Source organism: Psychromicrobium xiongbiense (assembly GCF_030271165.1).
In the GTDB taxonomy this organism is placed as follows: domain Bacteria; phylum Actinomycetota; class Actinomycetes; order Actinomycetales; family Micrococcaceae; genus Renibacterium; species Renibacterium xiongbiense.
On record NZ_JASSZH010000038.1, the window covers coordinates 25,692 to 46,555 of the forward strand.

General features: G+C 61.9%; 20 protein-coding genes and 2 tRNA genes. 6 read left to right on the top strand and 16 right to left on the bottom strand.

Features of this window, described 5'->3' with window-relative positions; all coding sequences use genetic code 11:
• Positions 1-7 precede the first annotated feature (7 nt).
• On the top strand, positions 8-943 hold the full coding sequence (locus tag QQM37_RS12590) for a VOC family protein (RefSeq protein ID WP_285727962.1): 936 nt from the start codon (positions 8-10) through the stop codon (positions 941-943).
• Between the two features lie 115 nt (positions 944-1,058).
• Here QQM37_RS12590 and QQM37_RS12595 read toward each other — a convergent pair whose 3' ends face one another.
• The 4 genes from QQM37_RS12595 to QQM37_RS12610 all read right to left on the bottom strand — a co-directional run bounded on the left by QQM37_RS12595 (position 1,059) and on the right by QQM37_RS12610 (position 4,301).
• The gene (locus QQM37_RS12595) at positions 1,059-1,844 is read right to left on the bottom strand and encodes a hypothetical protein (RefSeq protein WP_285727963.1); all 786 of its coding nucleotides are present in this window, start codon (positions 1,842-1,844) and stop codon (positions 1,059-1,061) included.
• A gap of 99 nt (positions 1,845-1,943) precedes the next feature.
• Entirely contained in the window at positions 1,944-2,696 is a 753-nt protein-coding gene (locus tag QQM37_RS12600; RefSeq protein ID WP_285727964.1) for a hypothetical protein, read from the bottom strand.
• A gap of 176 nt (positions 2,697-2,872) precedes the next feature.
• Entirely contained in the window at positions 2,873-3,517 is a 645-nt protein-coding gene (locus tag QQM37_RS12605; RefSeq protein ID WP_337250251.1) for a rhomboid family intramembrane serine protease, read from the bottom strand.
• 241 nt (positions 3,518-3,758) lie between these two features.
• Positions 3,759-4,301, bottom strand: a complete 543-nt coding sequence (locus tag QQM37_RS12610) for a peptidylprolyl isomerase (RefSeq protein ID WP_285727966.1) — start codon at positions 4,299-4,301, stop codon at positions 3,759-3,761.
• 174 nt (positions 4,302-4,475) lie between these two features.
• Here QQM37_RS12610 and QQM37_RS12615 point away from each other — a divergent pair, with 174 nt between their 5' ends.
• Entirely contained in the window at positions 4,476-5,696 is a 1,221-nt protein-coding gene (locus QQM37_RS12615) for a hypothetical protein (protein WP_285727967.1), read from the top strand.
• 94 nt (positions 5,697-5,790) lie between these two features.
• The gene (locus tag QQM37_RS12620; protein ID WP_285727968.1) at positions 5,791-6,693 is read left to right on the top strand and encodes a glycosyltransferase family 2 protein; all 903 of its coding nucleotides are present in this window, start codon (positions 5,791-5,793) and stop codon (positions 6,691-6,693) included.
• A gap of 12 nt (positions 6,694-6,705) precedes the next feature.
• On the opposite strand, the gene QQM37_RS12625 is transcribed toward QQM37_RS12620, so the two are convergent.
• From QQM37_RS12625 to dnaA, 12 genes are all read right to left on the bottom strand, one after another.
• Positions 6,706-7,569 carry a DMT family transporter gene (locus tag QQM37_RS12625; RefSeq protein ID WP_285727969.1) on the bottom strand — a complete coding sequence of 288 codons (864 nt, stop codon included), beginning with the start codon at positions 7,567-7,569 and terminating at the stop codon, positions 6,706-6,708.
• A 139-nt stretch (positions 7,570-7,708) separates the two neighbouring features.
• Positions 7,709-7,781, bottom strand: a tRNA-Ala gene (locus tag QQM37_RS12630).
• Positions 7,782-7,792: 11 nt separating this feature from the next.
• Entirely contained in the window at positions 7,793-7,912 is a 120-nt protein-coding gene (locus QQM37_RS12635) for a DLW-39 family protein (RefSeq protein WP_285727970.1), read from the bottom strand.
• 27 nt (positions 7,913-7,939) lie between these two features.
• Positions 7,940-8,013, bottom strand: a tRNA-Ile gene (locus QQM37_RS12640).
• 69 nt (positions 8,014-8,082) lie between these two features.
• Positions 8,083-8,595, bottom strand: coding sequence for a DUF3566 domain-containing protein (locus tag QQM37_RS12645; protein ID WP_285727971.1), 513 nt, complete (start codon positions 8,593-8,595; stop codon positions 8,083-8,085).
• On the bottom strand, positions 8,582-11,197 hold the full coding sequence (gene gyrA / locus QQM37_RS12650; RefSeq protein ID WP_285727972.1) for a DNA gyrase subunit A: 2,616 nt from the start codon (positions 11,195-11,197) through the stop codon (positions 8,582-8,584). Before gyrA ends, QQM37_RS12645 begins: the two co-directional genes overlap by 14 nt.
• Positions 11,198-11,232: 35 nt before the next feature.
• Positions 11,233-13,206: a DNA topoisomerase (ATP-hydrolyzing) subunit B gene (gene gyrB / locus QQM37_RS12655; RefSeq protein WP_420030169.1), complete on the bottom strand. Its 1,974-nt coding sequence runs from the start codon at positions 13,204-13,206 to the stop codon at positions 11,233-11,235.
• Positions 13,207-13,522: 316 nt separating this feature from the next.
• The gene (locus QQM37_RS12660) at positions 13,523-14,149 is read right to left on the bottom strand and encodes a DciA family protein (protein ID WP_420030168.1); all 627 of its coding nucleotides are present in this window, start codon (positions 14,147-14,149) and stop codon (positions 13,523-13,525) included.
• Positions 14,133-15,413: a DNA replication/repair protein RecF gene (recF, locus tag QQM37_RS12665; RefSeq protein WP_285727974.1), complete on the bottom strand. Its 1,281-nt coding sequence runs from the start codon at positions 15,411-15,413 to the stop codon at positions 14,133-14,135. Before recF ends, QQM37_RS12660 begins: the two co-directional genes overlap by 17 nt.
• A 16-nt stretch (positions 15,414-15,429) precedes the next feature.
• A complete protein-coding gene (gene gnd, locus QQM37_RS12670) occupies positions 15,430-16,314 on the bottom strand; it encodes a phosphogluconate dehydrogenase (NAD(+)-dependent, decarboxylating) (protein ID WP_285727975.1) in 885 nt (294 codons plus the stop codon).
• A 104-nt stretch (positions 16,315-16,418) separates the two neighbouring features.
• Positions 16,419-17,543, bottom strand: a complete 1,125-nt coding sequence (gene dnaN / locus QQM37_RS12675; RefSeq protein WP_285727976.1) for a DNA polymerase III subunit beta — start codon at positions 17,541-17,543, stop codon at positions 16,419-16,421.
• Between the two features lie 440 nt (positions 17,544-17,983).
• Positions 17,984-19,450, bottom strand: a complete 1,467-nt coding sequence (dnaA, locus tag QQM37_RS12680; RefSeq protein WP_285727977.1) for a chromosomal replication initiator protein DnaA — start codon at positions 19,448-19,450, stop codon at positions 17,984-17,986.
• Between the two features lie 380 nt (positions 19,451-19,830).
• Between dnaA and rpmH the strand changes: the two genes are divergently transcribed.
• The 3 genes from rpmH to yidD are packed head-to-tail and all read left to right on the top strand — an operon-like array spanning position 19,831 to position 20,861.
• Positions 19,831-19,968, top strand: a complete 138-nt coding sequence (gene rpmH / locus QQM37_RS12685) for a 50S ribosomal protein L34 (protein WP_055854070.1) — start codon at positions 19,831-19,833, stop codon at positions 19,966-19,968.
• A 58-nt stretch (positions 19,969-20,026) separates the two neighbouring features.
• Positions 20,027-20,467 (top strand): ribonuclease P protein component, encoded by a 441-nt coding sequence (gene rnpA / locus QQM37_RS12690; protein WP_285727978.1) that lies wholly within the window; start codon positions 20,027-20,029, stop codon positions 20,465-20,467.
• On the top strand, positions 20,460-20,861 hold the full coding sequence (yidD, locus tag QQM37_RS12695; RefSeq protein WP_285727979.1) for a membrane protein insertion efficiency factor YidD: 402 nt from the start codon (positions 20,460-20,462) through the stop codon (positions 20,859-20,861). Before rnpA ends, yidD begins: the two co-directional genes overlap by 8 nt.
• The last annotated feature ends 3 nt before the right edge of the window (positions 20,862-20,864 follow it).

The following is a 20,864-nucleotide window of genomic DNA, read 5'->3' on the forward strand; positions in this document are numbered from 1 at the left end:
GGATGACATGACTCAACGCATCGTGGCCAACATCTGGTGCAATCGGACGGCGGAGGAGGCCGGCGCGTTCTACGCCGGAATCTTCCCCCGCGCCTCGTCCCGGGTGACAGCCCGGTATCCCACCGAAGGCCTCCTGGACTTCCAGCGCGAGTTTGCCGGGGAGCCACTCACGGTGGAGGTCGACCTTGACGGCTACCGGATCTCACTGATCAACGCCGGGTCGGAATTCCGCCCGAACCCAGCCATCTCGTTCCTACTGAATGCGGATCCGCTGCGCTTCGGCGGCGACGAGGCTGCTGCCCGCGACTGGATCCACCAGACCTGGACCCTGCTTGCCGAGGGTGGGACTGCACTCATGGCACTCGGCGAGTATCCACAGAGCCCACTGTACGGCTGGGTCGAGGACCGCTACGGGGTGAGCTGGCAGCTCATGCTGACCGCCCCCACCGGTGTACCCGCACCGGCCATCATCCCCGTGCTGGTGTTTGGCGGTCCGGTGCAAAACAGCGCTCGCGAGGCGATCGACCTCTACACTGGCCTGATTCCTGACTCAGCCCTCGGACGCATCGTCGAGTATCCGGCCGTCGGCGGGCCCGCTGTGGACGACCTCGAAACGGACGGGACGGGGGCCGCCGGATCCGTGATGTTCGCCGACTTTTTCCTGGCGGGGCAGGCCTTCGCCGCGATGGACTCCCGCGTTGCCCAGGACTTCACCTTCACGCCGGGGCTCTCGCTGCAGATCGACTGCGGCAGCCAGGACGAGATCGACCACCTCTGGGAGGCGCTGAGCACGGTACCGGAGGCCGAGCAATGCGGCTGGCTGGTGGACCCCTTCGGCGTGAGCTGGCAGGTGGTGCCCGCAAACATGGACGAGCTCATGGAACGCCCTGATGCCTTCCAACACATGATGGCCATGAAGAAGCTGGTGATCGCGGACTTCTGAGCCACGGTTGGCACCAAGTTCCCGGCGTCAGCTGGAGAAATTCCGGGAAACACAGAAAGGCCCCGCCATGGTCAGAAAAATATGACGATGGCGGGGCCTTCCCCTGCCAGAGCTACTAGCTCCAGGAGAGAGGGTTCTTGGTGTACTTATTGTCCGAGTACTTGGCATAGGAATGCATGGAATCCTGATAGGTCACCCCAGTGACGGCATCGCCACCCGGTGCCAGGAAGACACTGCAGGCAGTTGCCTTGGCTCCTGCGGGGATCGTCAGCGCGTCACCCTTGCCGCTGGTCTTGAAGCTGGTCGAATCACACGTTCCCATCGTGCCAAACACGATGAGCTTGGTAGCCGATGAACCGTCCTTGAGCGTCGCATCGATGCTCGGGCTGCTGCTCATCCCCAGCGAAATCCCGCTCACCGTGAGCACCTCAAGGTCAACGAACACGTAGTACGGCGTCTGCCCGGCATATTTGGCGGAGTCCTTCAGTGCCTTGAGATCGTCAGGGCTACCGGCCACCACCTTGGTCACCGTCATCGACAGCGTTGCTGAAAAGTACTTAGGGTCCGAAGGGTCCTTGCTGCTGGTGGCAGAAATGGTGGCCTTCTGACCAAACTTGAGCTTGGATCCGGGTGCTGTCACATCTGTGGGCGCAGCCGCACCACCCGTCTGAGCGCCGGTGGAAGATGACGTGCTGACAGCGGAGCTCGACTGGGTGGACGAGCTGGTGGGGCTGGCCTGGCTGCTGGAAGGGCTTGGATCTGCTACAGGATTCACCGGCGTGCAGGCACTGATGCCCAGGGCCAGAACGAGTCCTGCGCCGATCGCGACAGCGCCTTTGATGGCGTGATGCATGATGGCGGTCTCCTCAAAAGATACGAATGCGCGCGAGTCAAAAGCCATCGTATAGATTTTTTAGAAGAAAGTCATACCTTAACTGTGTATGACATATCTTCATCCTATCCTCGGGGATTACCCTTGGGGATTGACAGCGCCCGGGGTTCAACCCCAGGAGATGGGGCTGTGAAGGTACCGGTTATCCTCAAGGTTCGGATAGTTGTGCAGATCGTCCTTGTAGGTGGCACCAGTGAGGGCATCTCCCGCAGGGGCCAGAAAGACGGTACAGACCACAGACTCTGCACCGACTGCATGTGTGTAGCTGTTACCCTCCGGGACCGTCGGAAAGGCCTTGTAGGGACAGGTTGGCAGCTCATCACCCCAATCGAGCTGCGAAGCGACCGATCCGTCAGCCAGAAGACCAGAAACCGCCGCGGTATCCAGAAGCCCCAGATTGTCGCCCTTGGTGCTGATGATCTGCATGTTCACATAGACGTAGTAGGGCGTCTGACCGCTATACCGCGCGGAATTCTTCAGCACCAGCAGATCGGCTGGATTGCCAGCCACAATTCTGGAGACCGTCATCGACAATGTGGCTTCGAAGTATCCGGAATCCGATGCTGGCAGCACACTATTGGCGAAAACCAGGGCCTTCTCACTCAACTTGAGCCGGGCACCAGGAGGCGTGAGGGTACTGGGTACCGGACCGTCCGCCACCGGCAGGCTCTGGCTGGGGCCAGCACTGGCGTTGGCTCCGGGGGAGGGAGCGGCCGATGACGCAGCGGCCGATGACGCAGCCCCACTGACAACAGGAGAGGACGGAGCTGGCGCTGGAATGACCGGTGAGCAGGCACTGAGCATCAGAGACAGGACGAGCCCGGCACCCAGGAGGAAACGGACTCTGATCGGTCTGGCCATGGCGGAAGGTCCTCTGAATCTGACAGGAAGGCTCGGTATAAGCCATCGTATAGACTTTCAGATTTTCTGTCATTCTCGAGGAACTTACACGCGTGTAAGTTATACCCAACTGTGCACAAGTCTGTGGATAACTCGGGTGGAAAAGACCGTGGAACCCGTCGTTCCAGGGGTGTTATTCAGAAGACGTACTGCAGAGAAATCGCATGCAGAGCGGGAATCTTCCACAGGGTCAGCGCCAGCAACAGCACCAGCACGCCGATCACGGAGGCCGCCTGGAGCAGCTTCTGTGAAGCTCCTGGCTTGGCATAGATCATGCCTGCCGTGACGAGTGCCCCGCCGATCAGCCCACCCACATGGGCCTGCCAGGCGATCTGCGCCCCGGGCAGAAAAGCGATTGCACCATTGATCACCAGTAGGATCACCACCTGGCGGATATCGCTGCGCCGTTTGAGCTGAAGAACAAAGAGCGCACCGAAGAGGCCGAAAATGGCACCCGAGGCACCTACGACCGCCTGCCCGGGGGCGGCGAGAAGGAGCACTGCGACTGAACCGGCCAGGCCGGAGACCAGGAAAATAGTCAGGAACCGCAATCTGCCAAAGACCGGCTCCAGCGCTCGCCCCAGAACATACAGGGCGTACATGTTCAGGAAGAGATGCGGAATGAAATCCTGCGAGTGCACAAACACCGAGGTGAGCATGCGCCACGGCTGGGTTTCGGTGGTGACCGGCGCATACAGCAGGACGCCGGCGACATCGAGCTTCGGAATCCACTCGGCGGCATAGATGATCACGCAGATCGCGATCAGCGTGTAGGTAACCACAGGGCTTCCGCCACGAGCGATCGAACCGACCAGTGTGCGTTTCTGCGGTGCGGTCCGGTTCGCCTGCCGGACGCAGTCCACGCACTGGATGCCCACGGCGGCGGGACGCTGGCACTGAGTACAGGCCGGACGCCCACATCGCTGGCACCGCACATAGGAAACCCGATCCGGGTGGCGTGGGCAGACAGGTACTTCCCCGCCCACGCCCCCGGATGCGGAGGTTCCGAAGCTCACCGTGTGTTTAGAGCTGTTCGACGGTGATGGATTCAATCACCACGTCATCGACGGGCTTGTCTCCACGTGCGGTGGGAACACCTTCAATGGCGTCCACCACGGCCTTGGACTCCTCGTCGGCAACCTCGCCGAAGATCGAGTGCTTGCCCTGGAGCCAGGTGGTGGGAACAGTGGTGATGAAGAATTGTGAACCGTTGGTCCCGCGGCCACCCTGGATCCCGGCGTTCGCCATCGCCAGCTTGTAAGGCTCGGTGAAGTCCAGCTCGGGGCTGATCTCGTCATCGAACTGGTAGCCCGGGCCACCCACACCGCGGCCCAGAGGATCGCCGCCCTGGATCATGAACTGACGGATGATCCGGTGGAAAATCGTTCCGCTATACAGCGGGTCCGTGCTCTTCTCACCCGTAGCCGGGTTGGTCCACTCCTTCTCTCCTGTGGCCAGGCCGACGAAGTTGGCCACAGTCTTGGGCGCATGGTGACCAAACAGGTTCACCCGGATGTCGCCGTGATTGGTGTGCAGGGTTGCTCGTGCAGTCGCTATTGCAGTCATGGTCCGATTGTTTCATGGTCGTCACTGCACGGGGATCGTCCTTCAGACGGATTCACCTGACGGCGAAGACTCGCCCGGCCCTTGCCGCTGGACGTAGGCTAGGGAGAATGAGGGCCGAAAGGACCCCCCTGCATCACGGACGTGGGGACCACGGAGACTGATCTGGAGGCAACGGTGAAAAAGGTAGAACAACTCAGCAAAGAACTCGGTGACGCCCTGACGGATAGTCCCGAGAACCTCACAAAAGCGGTCGACGCAGCCAAAGACTGGGCTGGACCTCAGGTGGAGGCTGTTCGCCAATGGGCCGAGCGCAGCATCGAGACCGCTTCCCCCAAGGTCCAGGAGGGTTTGCGCAAGGCGGCTCAGTTCACCTCAGAAGGCGTGGCCACGGTGACGCCGAAGATCCAGGAAGGTCTGGAGAAGTTCGGCCCCAGGCTCTCCGACGCCGTGGACGATGCCGCCCCCAGACTGGCCGAAGCCCTCGAGAAGGCGACTCCCGCTCTGCAGTCTGCCAAAGACCGCGTGGTGACCGAGTACCTGCCGCTTCTTTCCGACAGGCTCGGCGAGGCGGCCGTCATCGTCGGCAAGGCTCTGGACACGGCGGCTGAGAATGCCGGTGCCGCTGTGGAGGCTGCCGGCCCGGCTTTGCACGATGCGACCGCCGGTGCCGTCAGCAAAGCCCAGGAGGCCGGTGCTGCAGCCGCCTCAACACTGCACTCCGTCGGTCACAGCGTCGCTGAATCCGTTGCAGAGTCGGCCTCCACCGTCTCTGCAGCAACCGCACCGCTGCTCGAGGAAGGCAAGAAGCTGGGCCGGAAGGCGGGCAAGGCTGCTGCACGGGCTGCCAAAGCCGCCCAGGCAGAGGCCGCCGCCGCGGCTACGCAGGCCGGTAAGAAGTCCGGCGCCAAAGGCTGGCTGGTGGTGGGCGTGATCAGTGCGGCTGTGGCCGCTGGCGTCGCCGTGTGGCGCGCCTCGCGACCCCTCGAAGACCCGTGGAAGACTCCCGTTCCGGTGAAAGAGCCGGCTGCTTCCGCGCCGTCATCGCCAGCTGGTGACGAGCCTGCGGAGAAGACCACGCAGCGACTTGTTCCCAAGGCAGAGAAGACCGCCGCTCCGACCACCGACACCACGCCGGAGGCGGCTTCCGCTGCGGACGCTGAGAGTACGCCGCCGCCCGTTCCGGCAGCACCTCAGGCCCCCAAGCACGCTTCCAGCCCTGATTCTTCGGACACCGATGCTGCTGGGGAGACGAGTGCTACCTCCGGGGAAGACTCCGTCGCTCCGTCAACACCGGCCAAACCGAAGGCTCCTGGCACCGCTCCATCCATCAAGCCCTCAGATCTCGCGAAGCAGTCGGCTCCGGACAATCCGCCTGCAACGGACCACCAGAGCTGACGCGCCTTCTGTAACTAACCTTCCACTCCAAATCTGGGTCTGCGGCAGGGGTGATGTCCCCCCTGTCGCAGACCCAGATGCTAAGTTTGTCCTGATGCCTGACCTAGCCGCTTTTGGCCACCCGACGCATGGCCCCGGCCAGTCCCGTTCTGGTCCGTCCCGTAGTCACCCCACGGTGGCGATCGTCATTCCGGCGTACAACGAGGAAAGCGTGATCCGGCAGTGCCTGATCGCCGCGATTTACCAGTCTGTTCCGGCGGACGAAATCATTGTGGTGGACAACCGCTCCACCGACTCCACTTGCGCCATCGTGGAGCAGATGCAGCGCGAGTACCCGGAAAGCCCCCTCAGGCTGTTGCATCAGAACGAGGAACAGGGCCTCATTCCGACCCGCAATTTTGGTCTGGATCACGCCAGTTCCGACGTCCTGGGCAGAATTGATGCCGATTCCGTGGTGGAGCCGGACTGGGTGGAGCACGTTCAGCAGGCCTTCCAGGACTCGTCGGTGTCTGCTGCGACTGGCCCCGTGGTCTACTACGACATGCCGATGCGGCGCTTTGGGCTCAAAGCAGATGACAAGATGCGTCAGTTCATGCTCAAACTTGCCAAACGGCAGTACCACTTTCTCTTCGGCTCCAATATGGCGCTGCGGCGCAGCGCCTGGGAGCAGATCCGCGGCGAGGCCTGCCGGGATGAAAAGGATGAGATGCATGAGGACATCGATCTGTCCCTGCACCTGGCGGCCCATGATCTTCGCGTGCAGTACGTTCCCGCCATGGTCAGCGGTATGTCCGCCCGCCGCCTGGAGGATTCCCCCAGAGACTACCGCTATTACGTGACCCGGTTTGAACGCACCTATAAGGCGCACAACGTCAATAACCTGGCGTTGAAGGCCCCGATGGTGGTCTTCTTCTCTGTGTACTTCCCGGCCAAGATTCTGCGCGCCATGCACACCTCCAGCGTCAGCCAGCACAGTCGGCGTCTCTGGCGACGCTGAGCGTCCAACGCCTCAGACTTTCGGCGTCCTGCTCTGCTGACGAATGACGACGGCCAGCCCGGCCACGATCAACACCAGCCCCACGTAGGTTCCGGCTGGTAGCCGTTCACCGAGGAACAACGCGGCCAGCAGTGCGGCCCCCGGGATTTCCAGCAGGATCAGCATCGACACCACAAGGGCTCCCAGGCTGGCCAGCAGGTAGTTGAAGACGGAGTGACCCAGTATCTGTGCCACCACCGTCACGGCCAGGATCCCGATCCAGGCCACGGGCGGGAAGTCCACCAGCGATACCCGGAAACACAGGGCAAAAATCACCAGAAACAGCGCGCAGGCGCCGTAGCACAGCGTCGTGTACACCCCGGTGCTCAGGGTGGACCGGGCTCTGGCTCCCGCGAGGGTGTAAGCCGCAGCAAACACACCACCGGCCACCCCTAACAGGTCGCCCAGAAGCGCCTTGGAGGAGCCTCCCAGGTCCAGGCCGGTAATGACCAGGACGCCGGCTACCGCCAACAGCAGGCCCAGGAAGATCGCCGGCGCCTGCTTCTGACCGCGCATGAGGTGGAAGAGCACAATCCAGGCGGACTGCAGACAGACCAGGGCGGTGGCCCCGGCGACAGAGGTCAGTTGCAGGGCGGTGATGAAACAGGCGAAGTGCAGGGCCAGAACCCCGCCAGCCACCAGGCACCAGAGCGTCTCCCTGCGGTTCAGCTGACGGAACCCCTGACGCTCCCTCACTACGGCAGGAACTCCCATCAGGACCGCACCCAGCGCATTGCGCCAGAAAGCGATGGCCAGCGCCGGAGCTGCGGTGGCTGCCATGATGGGCCCGGACGCAGCGACACCCAGAACGGCGATCGCAGCAAGGAAGGCGTTCATGACTGCACCGTGGTCACTGCAGGAGTCCTAGCATCACATGCCTCAGTTCTCGGGCCAGGGTGGTCGGCAAGGTTGGCTGTCGCATACCGGCCCAGGACACAACAAGGGGTTCCTGGATATCCAGGAACCCCTTGATCGGTGGAGGTAAGGGGACTCGAACCCCTAACCCCCTGCTTGCAAAGCAGGTGCGCTACCAATTGCGCCATACCCCCGAGGAGGATACTCAGTCCACGTGATCCGTGGCCTGAGCCCATATTTCTTTGCGCTGGTTGGAATCCAGCCACTTTTTGCGGAGTACGACGACTCCAGCCAGAACCACAGCCAGAATGATCACTTTCTTCATGGTGACCTCCCTCGGCGAGTGGTTCAGTGGGCGTACCAGGACTTGAACCTGGGACCTCTTCGTTATCAGCGAAGCGCTCTAACCGCCTGAGCTATACGCCCCCGACCCTTGCGGGCCGAGATAAAACATTACATCATGCCCCGACAATCATCCAAAACAGACGATCACTCTTAGTCGTCAGTCAGGGTGACCCCGATGCCGCCGACCAGGGTGGCCGAGATGTTGTACAGAACGGCGGAGAGCAGCGACAGCGCGGTCAGCAACACAACATTGACCACCGCGATGATCGTGGAGAAGGCCGCCACCTGACCGATCGAGAGGTACTGCTTCACATCGAACGGAGTCCCGTTGCTGCCCTGGAAGTCGACCAGCAGAGCGTTGATCTGGTTGAAGACTCCGGTCAGGTCCAGCACCGTCCACAGCACGATCGCGGCAACCACGGTCACAATGCCCAGGGCCACCGACAGCAGGAACGCCATCTTCAGCACCGACCATGGATCGATCCGGGAGACCTGCAACTTGGCCCGGCGGACCTTGGCCGTCGGTGCAGGCTTAACCAGTGCGGGCCGCTTGGCTGCGGTCTGAGCTGCCGTGTTCACCGGGGCCGGACGCTGCGGCGGCTTCGCGGGTGCACTGACCCTTGGCGCAGCACTGGGCTTCGGCTTCGAATTATTCGTGCTCAATCGGTGCCTCCTCGACATCGCTCTCAGTCACGCCAGGCGTGTTCTGGTCTTGGATCAACGGTACTTCATCCGCACTCATATCTTCTGCGGCGGCCTCAATCCCGGCTTCCACGAGCTCTTCTTCCAGAACCTCGAGTTGTTCCAAGCCACGTTCTGAGTTTCGCGCCACCTCAATGATCCGGTCGTTCTTGTCCGGCTTGGCAAAGATCACGCCCATGGTGTCACGGCCCTTGGCAGGAACTTCGTTCACGTTCGAACGCACTACCTTGCCGCCCTCCATAACCACCAACACTTCATCGTCTTCCTGCACGATGAGCGCACCGACCAGATCCCCGCGGTCCTCCACCAGTTTGGCAACCTTGATGCCCAGGCCGCCTCGTCCCTGGGTGCGATATTCCTCCACCGCGGTCCGCTTGGCGTAGCCGCCCTCGGTGACGATGAACACGAAGGATTCATCCGTGACGACGTCGGCAGCCAGAAGCTCGTCATCGTGACGGAACTTCATGCCGGTCACACCGGAGGTCGCGCGGCCCATGGGACGCAAGGCATCGTCGTCGGCCGTGAAGCGGATCGACTGGCCCTTGCGGGAGACCAGTAGCAGATCATCGTCCTCGGAGACCAGCTGGGCGGAGACCAGTTCATCCCCGTCACGGAGGTTGATTGCGATCACCCCGGCGGAACGGTTGGTGTCGTAGTCCTCCAGCCGCGTCTTCTTCACCAGACCCCGCTGGGTGGCCAACACCAGGTACGGCGCCTGCTGGTAGTCCCGCAGGTCCAGCACCTGGGCGATCTTTTCGTCCGGCTGGAAGGCCAAAAGGTTCGCCACGTGCTGACCCTTGGCATCCCGGCCCGCCTCGGCCAGCTCATAGGCCTTGGCCCGGTAAACCCGGCCCAGGTTGGTGAAGAAGAGCAGCCAGTGGTGCGTGGTGGTGACGAAGAAGTGCTCGACGACGTCGTCCCCGCGCAGCTGGGCACCCTTGATGCCCTTGCCGCCACGGTGCTGCGAGCGGTAGTTATCGCTCCGGGTGCGCTTGACGTAGCCGCCGCGGGTGATCGTGACGACCATTTCCTCTTCAGGAATCAGGTCCTCAACGCTCATGTCTCCGTCGTAGCCGAGCAGAATCTGGGTGCGGCGGTCATCACCGAACTTGTTGCTGATCTCCGCCAGCTCCTCGCTGACCAGGGTGCGCTGACGCTCCTCGGAGGCCAGGATCGCGTTGTATTCAGCGATTTCGAGTTCCAGCTTTGCGTGCTCGTCCTGAATCTTCTGCCGTTCCAGGGCGGCGAGCTTACGCAGCTGCATGTCCAGGATCGCGTTCGCCTGAAGATCGTCAATGTTCAGCAGGGTCTTCAGGCCGTTGCGGGCCTCTTCACCAGTAGCCGAACGGCGGATCAACGCGATGACCTCATCCAGCGCATCGAGCGCCTTGAGCAGGCCGCGCAGAATGTGCGCCCGGGCCTCAGCCTCATTGAGCAGAAAGCGGGTGCGACGGACAATGACTTCCATCTGGTGGGTCACCCAGTGCCGGACGAAGCCGTCCAGGCTCAGGGTGCGCGGCACGCCGTCGACGATAGCGAGCATATTGGCGCTGAAGTTCTCCTGCAGCGAGGTGTGCTTGTAGAGGTTGTTCAGCACCACCTTGGCGACAGCATCACGCTTGAGCACGATGACGAGGCGCTGGCCGGTGCGGCCGGAGGTCTCATCGCGCAAGTCGGCGATGCCGGCGACCTTGCCATCCTTGACCAGCTCAGCGATCTTGATCGCCAGGTTGTCCGGATTGGCCTGGTACGGCAGTTCAGTGACCACGAGGCAGGTGCGACCCTGAATTTCCTCAACGTTGACCACGGCCCGCATGGTGATGGAGCCACGACCGGTGCGGTAGGCATCCTCAATGCCCTTATGGCCCAGGATCTGTGCACCGGTAGGGAAGTCCGGGCCCTTGATCCGCTGGATCAGGGCTTCCAGGAGTTCTTCCCGCGTGGCTTCAGGGTTCTTCAGGTACCACTGGACGCCATCGGCAACCTCGCGGAGGTTGTGCGGCGGGATGTTCGTCGCCATACCCACGGCGATGCCGGAGGAGCCGTTGACCAGCAGGTTCGGGAACCGGGCCGGCAGCACCACGGGCTCACGGTTCTTGCCGTCATAGTTGTCCTGGAAATCGACGGTGTCCTTGTCGATATCCCGGACCAGTTCCATGGCCAGCGGCGCCATTTTGCATTCGGTGTACCGCGGAGCGGCCGCGCCGTCGTTGCCCGGCGATCCGAAGTTCCCCTGGCCCAGAGCGAGCGGATACCGCATGACCCAGTCCTGGATCAGACGTACCAGCGCATCGTAGATCGCGGTGTCACCGTGCGGGTGGTACTGGCCCATGACCTCGCCCACCACACGTGCACACTTGTTGAAGGCGCGGTCCGGCCGGTAGCCGCCGTCGTACATCGCATAGATGACGCGCCGGTGCACCGGCTTGAGGCCGTCCCGCACATCCGGCAGGGCACGGCCCACAATGACCGCCATGGCGTAGTCCAGATAGGACTGCTGCATTTCAGTCTGTAGATCAACCTGTTCAACCCGGTCGATTACGCCGCCATTTTCCTCAGACATAGTTCACTTCGCTTTCGTTGCAGCACGTCACAGGCCTAGATATCAAGGAACCGCACGTCCTTGGCGTTCTGCTGGATGAAGTGACGGCGGGATTCGACGTCCTCTCCCATCAGGACGGAGAAAACCTGGTCCGCTGCCGCGGCATCGTCCATGGTGACCTGCAGCAGGGTGCGGTGGTCGGGGTCCATGGTGGTGTCCCAGAGTTCGGTGTAGTCCATTTCACCCAGACCCTTGTAGCGCTGGATGCCGTTGTCCTTGGGGATCCGGTAGCCCTTGGCCTGTCCGCGGACCAGCGCCTCATCGCGTTCCCGGTCGGAGAACACGTATTCGTGAATCGCATTGGACCACTTGACGCGGTAGAGCGGCGGCTGGGCCAGGTAGACGTAACCGTGCTCAATCAGGGGCCGCATGTAGCGGAACAGCAGGGTCAGCAGCAAGGTGGTGATGTGCTGGCCGTCCACGTCGGCATCGGCCATCAGCACGATCTTGTGGTACCGCGCCTTCTGCACGTCAAAGTCCTCGCCGATGCCGGCGCCGAAGGCCGTGATCATGGCCTGAACCTCGGCGTTGCCAAGTGCCCGGTCCAGGCGGGCACGCTCCACGTTGAGGATCTTGCCACGCAGCGGCAGGATCGCCTGGGTCTCCGGATTGCGTCCGCGAACCGCGGAACCGCCTGCCGAGTCGCCCTCCACAATGTAGATCTCACTGCGCGAGGGGTCCTTGGACTGGCAATCCTTGAGCTTGCCTGGCATGCCGCCGGATTCCAGCAGGCCCTTACGACGGGTTGATTCGCGGGCCTTGCGGGCGGCGAGCCGCGCCTGGGCGGCCTGAATGGACTTGCGGATCACATCGCGTGCCGGGCCGGGGTTCCGCTCCAGCCAGTCCCCGAGTTCTTCGGTCACCACACGCTGAACGAAGCCCTTAGCCTCGGAGTTGCCGAGCTTGGTCTTGGTCTGGCCTTCGAACTGCGGTTCGGAAAGCTTGACCGAGATGACGGCCGTCAGGCCTTCACGGATATCGTCACCGGTGAGGTTGTCATCTTTTTCCTTGATGATGTTCTTCTCACGGGCGTACCGGTTGATCAGTGAGGTCATCGCGGCACGGAAGCCCTCTTCATGGGTTCCGCCTTCATGCGTATTAATGGTGTTGGCGTAGGTGTGCACGCTCTCCGAGTAGGAAGTCGTCCACTGCATGGCCAGTTCCAGAGCCATAGACCGCCCGCTGGAATCGGTGTTCTCGCTTTCGAAGGCAATCACCTCGGGGTTGATCACCTCGACCCGCTTGGAGGAGTTCAGGTAGGTGACGTAGTCCAACAGGCCGTTGTCGTATTGATACACCACCTGCCGGTGGGACTCCATGACCTCGGTGTTCTCGTCATCGCTGGCCAGCTCTTCTTCGCTAGGCGCGGCTTCGCGTTCGTCGGTGAGCGTGATGCGCAGGCCCTTGTTCAGGAAGGCCATCTGCTGGAACCGGGCGCGGAGAGTTTCGAAGTCGAAATCGACAGATTCGAAGATGCTCGGATCCGGATAGAAGGTCTGGGTAACGCCGGTTTCCTCCGTCGCCTCACCCTGGCGCAGACCGCCCACCGGTTTGCCGCCATCGGCAAAGGACTGGTACCAGGTGAAGCCCTGGCGCTTGACCCGGGTCTCCACCCGGGTGGAGAGAGCATTGACCACGGAAATACCCACACCGTGCAGACCGCCGGACACCGCGTACCCGCCGCCACCGAACTTACCGCCGGCGTGCAGGATGGTCATCACCACCTGAACCGTGGGAATGCCTTCGGTCGGGTGCATGTCAACCGGGATGCCGCGACCATCGTCCTCCACCCGAACGCCGCCATCGGCCTGCAGGGTGATTTCGATGTGCGTGCAGTAGCCGGCCAGCGCCTCATCCACCGAGTTGTCAACCACCTCGTAGACCAGGTGGTGGAGGCCTCGAGGCCCGGTGGAACCGATGTACATACCGGGACGTTTCCGGACGGCTTCAAGCCCCTCCAGAACCGTAATGTCACCGGCATCGTAATGGCCTTCGGCGGGAGTGGCCTCGACCGTGGTGACGGCTTCTTCAAGAACAGCAGCCTCGCTGCTCACTGCTGATTCTGGCGCGATCTCTGGATTGGTAGAAGACACAGGCGTGCTCGACCCTCTCACGTTGATGGATGTCACCTTATTCTACAGGATGGCCTTGCCTGGGCGCCTCTTCGGAGCCATGAAATGGCCATGGTTGGCGCAGAATGCCGGATAGAACGAATTTTTGAGCGCTCAGTTAGGTCCTATACGCCCCCCGGGGTCTCTGGAGCGGCTGTCTGCCGTTTTCCGGCGCTCAGCCGTAGGTGTCCCGGGGACCTCTTCCGTTGACCCGGCGTTGCCCCTTGGCCCAGTTGGGTGCGGTAGGGCCCAGCACCTGGATTCTGGTGACCACTCCTGATCCCAGCTCGGCCTCAAAACGTCCCAGCAGAGCTCCGGTCAGCAACCGCAACTGGGTGGCCCAGGTGGTCGAATCGCAACGAACCTGCAGAACCGTACCTTCGAAAGATTCCGGCTGGGCATGAGCTGCGATGTCCTCGCCCACCAGCGTGGACCATTGAGCCATGACGGAGCCGACGGCGACCGGTGCGGACCAGCCGCGCTCGGCCACCAGTCGTCCCACCACCTCGCCCAGATCCTGAGGGTCTCGTCCGATGTAGCGATCGATGGGCCGTCGGCGACGCGCGCGACGGGCCGAAGCATGCTCCGGCGTCGATGAGAACCCGAACCCTGCGGCGGCCCGGGCTGCGGCCCCGGTCAACCGGCGCTCCCCTCGTGATTCTGCGGACCGACGCACCCGGCCCAGTGCCGAGCGGGCGGCATCGACCGTCATCTCATCGGACGCCAGAGGCTCCTCCGCTGGCGAATCGCCGTCCACCCAATCACCTTCCACAGGGTCGGGCTGCTCAGGCTTCGGCGGCATCGGGTTCCACCTCCTCAGTGCCGGGCACTGGACTCTGATCCATGGATTCCTGGTCCGCCGATGTCTGCTCCACCACACCGAGGGCGGTCACCCGCACACGATCCCCGCGCAGCGAAGAAGGCACATCGCCCTCGACGGCGGCGGTGACCAGAACCTGCTCGGCTTCCGCCACGAGAGCAGCGAGCTTTGCCCTGCGCGAAGCGTCCAGTTCAGCAAAGACGTCGTCCAGAATGAGGATCGGATCGGATCCGTCCGTCGTCTGATCCTGGCGCAGGACGTAGAAACAGGCGAGCCGCAGGGACAGTGCAAACGACCACGTCTCACCATGCGAGGCGAAACCCTTGGCCGGAGCTGATCCGAGGATCAGAGCGAGCTCATCACGATGCGGTCCCACCAGGGTGATGCCGCGCTCCAGCTCACGCGGCCGGGCTGTCTCCAGAGCCTCCCGGTACCGCTGCGCCCATTCCTGCACCGACACAACATCCGGCGAAAGATCCTGCCCGGTTGCCTCCACCACCGCCTCGCCGTCATCGGACTCATCATCCTGATACCCGGCCAGGCTGGAGCGATAGTGCAGCTGCACTTCCTTGCTGCCATCCGTGAGGGCGGCATACGCCCGGCTCACCTGCGGGCGCAAAAGCTCCACGACGGCCAACCGCGCAACCAGCACCCGAGCGGCCTGCTCGGCCAGATGCTCATCCCAGACAGCCAGAGTCGCCTCAAACTCAGGGCCGGGATTGCGCCGGTACCCCTGGGATCGGGCGGATTTCAGCAGGGCATTGCGCTGTTTGAGAACCCGCTCATAATCGGCCCGTACACCGGCAAAACGCGGCGAGAGTGCCTGGGCCAGATCATCGAGAAAACGACGCCGGACCCCCGGGTCTCCCTTGACCAGCGCCAGATCCTCGGGGGCGAACAGCACACTGCGGCACAGGCCCAGAATGTCCCGGGCCCGCACCGGATTGGCCCGGTTGATCCGAGCCCGGTTGGCTCGCGAGGCGTTGATCTCCACCTCAAGGCTCAGTCGCTGTACTCCACGAACCAGGCTGGCCCGGATGATGGCGCGTTCCGCACCAAAACGGATCAGCGGGCCATCCTGGGAGACCCGGTGCGAGGACAGGGCACTCACGTAGCCCAGGGCCTCCACCAGGTTGGTTTTCCCCAGTCCGTTGGAGCCGATGAACACCGTGACTCCGGGCCGCAGGTGAAGATCAGCCTCGCGGTAGGACCGGAAGTCCGTCACGGCGAGCCGTTCCAGATACATTCCGGTCCCTCAGCCGCTAGTTGGCAGGTTTGGTGGCATGCCCACCGAATTGATGACGCAGGGCGGAGACCATGCGCATCTGGGGCGAGTTCTCCTCGCGGGAGGCGAAGCGCGCATAGAGTGCCGCGGTGATCGCCGGCATCGGAACCGCCAGCGCGATGGCTTCCTCAACCGTCCAGCGTCCTTCACCGGAGTCCTCGACGTAGTCGTTGATCGAGGCGAGTCCGGGATCCTCATCGAGGGCCTTGACCATCAGATCCAGCAACCAGGAACGCACTACGGTGCCCTTCTGCCAGGCGCGCAGAGTTCCCGGGAGATCTTTCACGATGTCCTTGGCGGTGAGCAGCTCGTAGCCTTCGGCGTAGGCCTGCATCAGGCCGTATTCGATGCCGTTGTGCACCATTTTGGCGTAGTGGCCAGCGCCGACACCGCCCACGTGGACAAAGCTGTCAGCACGTTCGCCCTCCGGACGCAGCGCGTCGAAGACCGGCATCAGGAACGCGATGTCCTCATCAGAACCGCCCGCCATCAGGCCATAACCGTTGTCCAGGCCCCAGATGCCGCCGGATACACCACAGTCGACGAAGCGGATGCCTTTCTCTGCCAGTTCGGCAGCGTGCTTCTGGTCCTCGGTGAAGCGCGAGTTCCCGCCATCGATCACCAGGTCTCCGGCCGTGAGCTTCTCGCGGAGTTCAGCGACCACGGCGTCGGTGATGGCACCGGAGGGAACCATGACCCAGATGATCCGGGGGGTGGGAAGTGCCGCAACCAGGTCGTCGATACTGGTCACATCGGCGACCTCGGGGTTGCGGTCGTAACCGGTGACCTCGATGCCTTTTTCGCGCAGGCGGGCCCGCATATTGAAGCCCATTTTTCCCAGACCGATGAGGCCGATATGCATGATGACTCTTTTCTGAAGGTGATGTGTCGGTGAAGAAAAGCGTGAAGGGCAGGATGGGGATGGTCGCTGAGCTGATCCCGAGGAAAGCTCTCTGACCAACGGTCCTATTGGTTGGGTAGGCGTACCGGCATCACCAGATAACGATAATCATCCTGGTCATCTCCACCGATCTCGTTCTGGGCCGTCATCATGGCGGGTTTAGGCGCCGAAGTGAAGGAGAACCGCACATATTTGCTGTCAAAGGCACCCAGTCCTTCACCCAGGAAGTGCGGATTGAACGCCACGGTGATGTCTTCCCCGGTCAGCGTTGATTCGAGCGCCTCGGAGGCCTGGGCATCTTCACCGGTTCCGGCGTCCAGGCTGACCTGACCATCGGTAAAGGCGAGCCTGACGGGAGTGTTCCGCTCCGCCACCAGGGAGACACGACGGACGGCTTCGATCAGTGCGGCGGTTTCCACCGCCGCGTGAATCGGCGTGCTCTCCGGGAACAGCGAACGGATCTTGGGGTAATCGCCGTCGACCAGCAGCGAGGTTGTCCGGCGTCCGCCGCTTTCAAAACCGATCAGGTCCGCCGAGTCAGACAGTGCCAGGCTGATGTCGCCGGCTCCGCCGAGCGTCTTGGCTACCTCGCCCAGGGTTTTCGCTTTGACCAGCACCGACGTCGAAATTCCAGGAGTCGCCGGTTTCCAGTGCAGCTCGCGCATCGCCAGCCGGTACCGGTCCGTGGCCAACAGGGTGATCAGGTCATCTTCGATTTCCATCTTGATGCCGGCCAGTACCGGGAGAGTGTCATCTTTGCTGGCTGCAACCCCCACTTGCGCCACGGCACGGGCGAAAGCATCGCCTGGAACGGTACCACTGAGCGAGGGCAGAACCGGCAACTCGGGGTAATCGGCATCGGGCATCGTCGCCAGGTTGAAGCGCGCATTGCGGCAGGTCAGCGTGACTTTGCTGCCATCGGTTTCCACCTCGACAGGGGCCGCTGGCAGGCTGCGACAAATATCAGCCAGGAGGCGTCCGGAGACCAGGATGGTGCCGGGTTCAGCAACATCGGCGGCAATTTCCAGGCGGGCGGAAATCTCGTAGTCAAAGCTGGAGAGGGTCAGCGTGCCGGCCTCCGCCTTGAGCAGCATGCCCGAAAGAACAGGCATCTGAGGTCGGGGAGAAAGCGACCGGGCCGCCCAGCTCACAGCATCGTTGAGAACATCCCGTTCAACTCGGAACTTCACGGAAGCGTGCCCCTTTTCTATGCGATCTGGCTGAGAGTCTGGAGCACATTTCCTGACAAATGGCAGAGAACGGCGTGACCACAGCGGTGCTGACCTTAGCTTAGCGGCTTGTCTGTGATCGATGCTCGCCGCTGCCAGAGGCGGCAGAGTTGGCAGAATTCGGCCTGGAGGGGTTCATGTTGTTTGAGGAACGAGGAATTTTTGGGATTTGTAGTGTTAATAACTGTTGTGGATACTGTGGATAACTCGTTCTGGCCGGGCTGAGCCTGCACAAATGCCTGTGGGGAAAGTGTGGGAAACCCGCTCACTCTCCACGCTGGCCTGTGCACAGTCCGGATGCCAATTTTTGTCATCAACAGTCAGAGTGAGGGTTGTGGACAGAAAATTGTTGTTCTGCACGCCTCGCCCCCAGGGAAGTCCACAGGGTGGTTTCGGGTGGTTTAGCCCTGACGTTGCTGCTGTTTGATCAGGTTGGTCAGCTCGGTGACCTGGTTGTAGATGGTCCGGCGTTCGGCCATGAGCTCACGGATCTTACGGTCGGCATGGATCACCGTGGTGTGATCGCGTCCGCCCAGTTCCTGACCGATCTTTGGTAGTGACAGATCGGTCAGTTCCCGGCACAGGTACATGGCGATCTGCCGGGCATTGACCAGGGTCCGTGTGCGCGACTTCGACTTCAGCTCGTCAAGAGTCAGCTTGAAGTAGGCCGCGGTCTGCGCGAGGATCGTCGTCGCGGTGATCTGCTGATCGCCGTCGTCTGAAATGAGATCCTTGAGCACTGACTCGGCCAGGCTGACATCCACCGGCTGACGATTGAGCGAGGCGAAGGCCGTCACCCGGATCAGTGCCCCTTCCAACTCCCGGATGTTAGTGGAGATTTTGGAGGCGATGTATTCGAGCACGTCATCGGGCGCTTCCAGGTTCTCGCCGATCGCCTTCTTACGCAGGATGGCGATGCGGGTTTCCAGCTCGGGAGGCTGAACATCGGTCAACAGGCCCCATTCAAAGCGTGAGCGCATCCGCTCTTCGAACCCTGAAAGTTGCTTGGGAGGCAAGTCTGAGGTGATGACGACCTGCTTGTTGTGGTTGTGCAGGGCGTTGAAGGTATGGAAAAACTCCTCCTGCGTCGCTTCTTTTCCGGAGAGGAACTGAATGTCGTCGATCAACAGGATGTCCACGTTGCGGTACGTGGTTTTGAAGCTCGTTCCCTCGTCGTAACGAATGGAGTTGATGAACTCATTAGTGAACTCTTCTGAGTTGACGTACCGGACCCGGATTCCGGAGTACAGCCGCCGCGCATAGTGCCCGATGGCGTGCAGAAGATGAGTCTTGCCCAGGCCGGAATCGCCATAGATGAATAGCGGGTTGTAGGCCTTGGCCGGAGCTTCGGCGACGGCGACGGCTGCTGCGTGGGCAAAGCGATTGGACTGGCCGATGACGAAGGTGTCAAAAATATATTTCGGATTGAGTCGGCCAAACTCATTGGAGGTGCTGGGTGGCGTGGGTTGTGGTCTCAGATCCTCTTCAACGGTCTCCTCAGCGAGCTGTTCACGCCGTTCTGGATCAGGCTGCGCGCGGGTACTTCCGGTGTTGGGGTTCCCCTCCGAGGGAAAATTTTCCTCATCGGCCAGGGGAGTCAGTTCAGCATCGACGCTGATGGCACACAACACTTCTGGCCCGAAGACCTGGCGCAGCGCTGCATCGAGCGGACTTTTCAGCTGAGTCTGCAGCACTTCCCGGGTCAACTCGTTCGGCACCGCGATCAGCAATGTGGAGCCGATGAGGCCCTGTGCGCGGGCCAGGGCAATGAATCCACGCTGACGCGGCGAGACGTTTTCGTCGTGTTCGAGCGCTTTCACTACCTGTCGCCAGGAGCTCGCGATATCGTCGAAGGTTTCCGCGCTCATGCGTTCTGGATCCTGCCTACCGTTGATTAGCTGCGTGCTCTGAGACTCGTCGTCATCCACAGACTTATACACAGCCGTGGATAAAGAGCCATTGCCTAAGCCTAGGTGAAGTTTGGTCGCCGTGGTAGCGAGATCGCGTGGGGCCGGTGCAGGGATGGTCCACAGTCCGGAATTGGATTTCCACAGGTGATGGAGGGGGCAGCAATCCACACCCTCCAGCGGCGGTGTTCCAGGGCTGGTTTGACTGGAGGCCTCCTGCTGGCCTAACGTTGCCTAGTCCTTTGTGCCTGTTTTCAGGCATCTGATCTACAGCCGCGCAGACCCGTAACTTCCCCAGTCGCTTTCGGTCTAGCGCACCGAAATCGTTGGAGTTGACCACCGTGAGCAAGCGGACCTTTCAGCCGAATAACCGCCGTCGTGCCAAGAAGCACGGTTTCCGTCTGCGGATGCGTACGCGTGCCGGCCGCGCCATTCTTTCTGCACGTCGCAGCAAAGGCCGCACCGAACTTTCCGCCTGAGTTGATCTGACGCCGGTTGGCGAGGGAACAGCAATGAAACTCCTTCAGGGTTGATTCGGTGCTTCCCGCCCAGCAGCGCATGCGTCGATCCGCAGAGTTCTCCACTACCGTCCGTTCCGGCGTCCGTTCTGGGCGCCGGAACTTGGTGTTATATACGCACGTTTCCTCAGAGGGTGCAGCTGGAGCGCAGGATCCTGCGCGTTTCGGCTTCATTGTCTCGAAGGCGGTGGACAAACGGGCAGTGCGACGGAATCTCGTCAAGCGGCGCTTACGTGCCATCGCAGCGGAACTCGACCAACCGCGTGGACTGACGGTGGTGGTTCGGGCCCTGCCGTCATCGGTACAGGCCAGCTGGGCAGAATTGGATCAGGATTTCCGTTCTGCCTGGTCGCAGAGCATGAAGAAGCTACGTTCGATGCCGTCGTCGAGCCAGCTGACACCCTCCTTACCCCTGACCGAGGGGCGAGACCGAACGGTGGAAGGACACAGCGATGAGTGAACATTCCTCAGCTCCTTCCCGCTCGTCCGCCCTGAAGCGGTTGGTGCGGCTGATTGTTGACCTGCCCAGGCTGCTGCTGATCGGTATTCTGCTGACGTACCGCTGGGCTATCTCGCCCCTGTATGGGCAGGTCTGCCGCTATTTTCCGAGTTGTTCGGCGTACGCACTGGAGGCTGTGACCTTACATGGCGCAGTGCGCGGCAGTTATCTCGCTGTGCGCCGACTACTGCGCTGCCACCCATGGAGTGCTGGGGGCATCGATCATGTCCCAGCGCACCCGCACCTTGATTTTGAACGGATTTCCAGTGCCGAGACGCCGCGGATTGTGATGTTGAATCACCCCGAGCGATACCTGGAAGACCGCCATGACCACGCACTACATCGTGCCGCCTGAGGC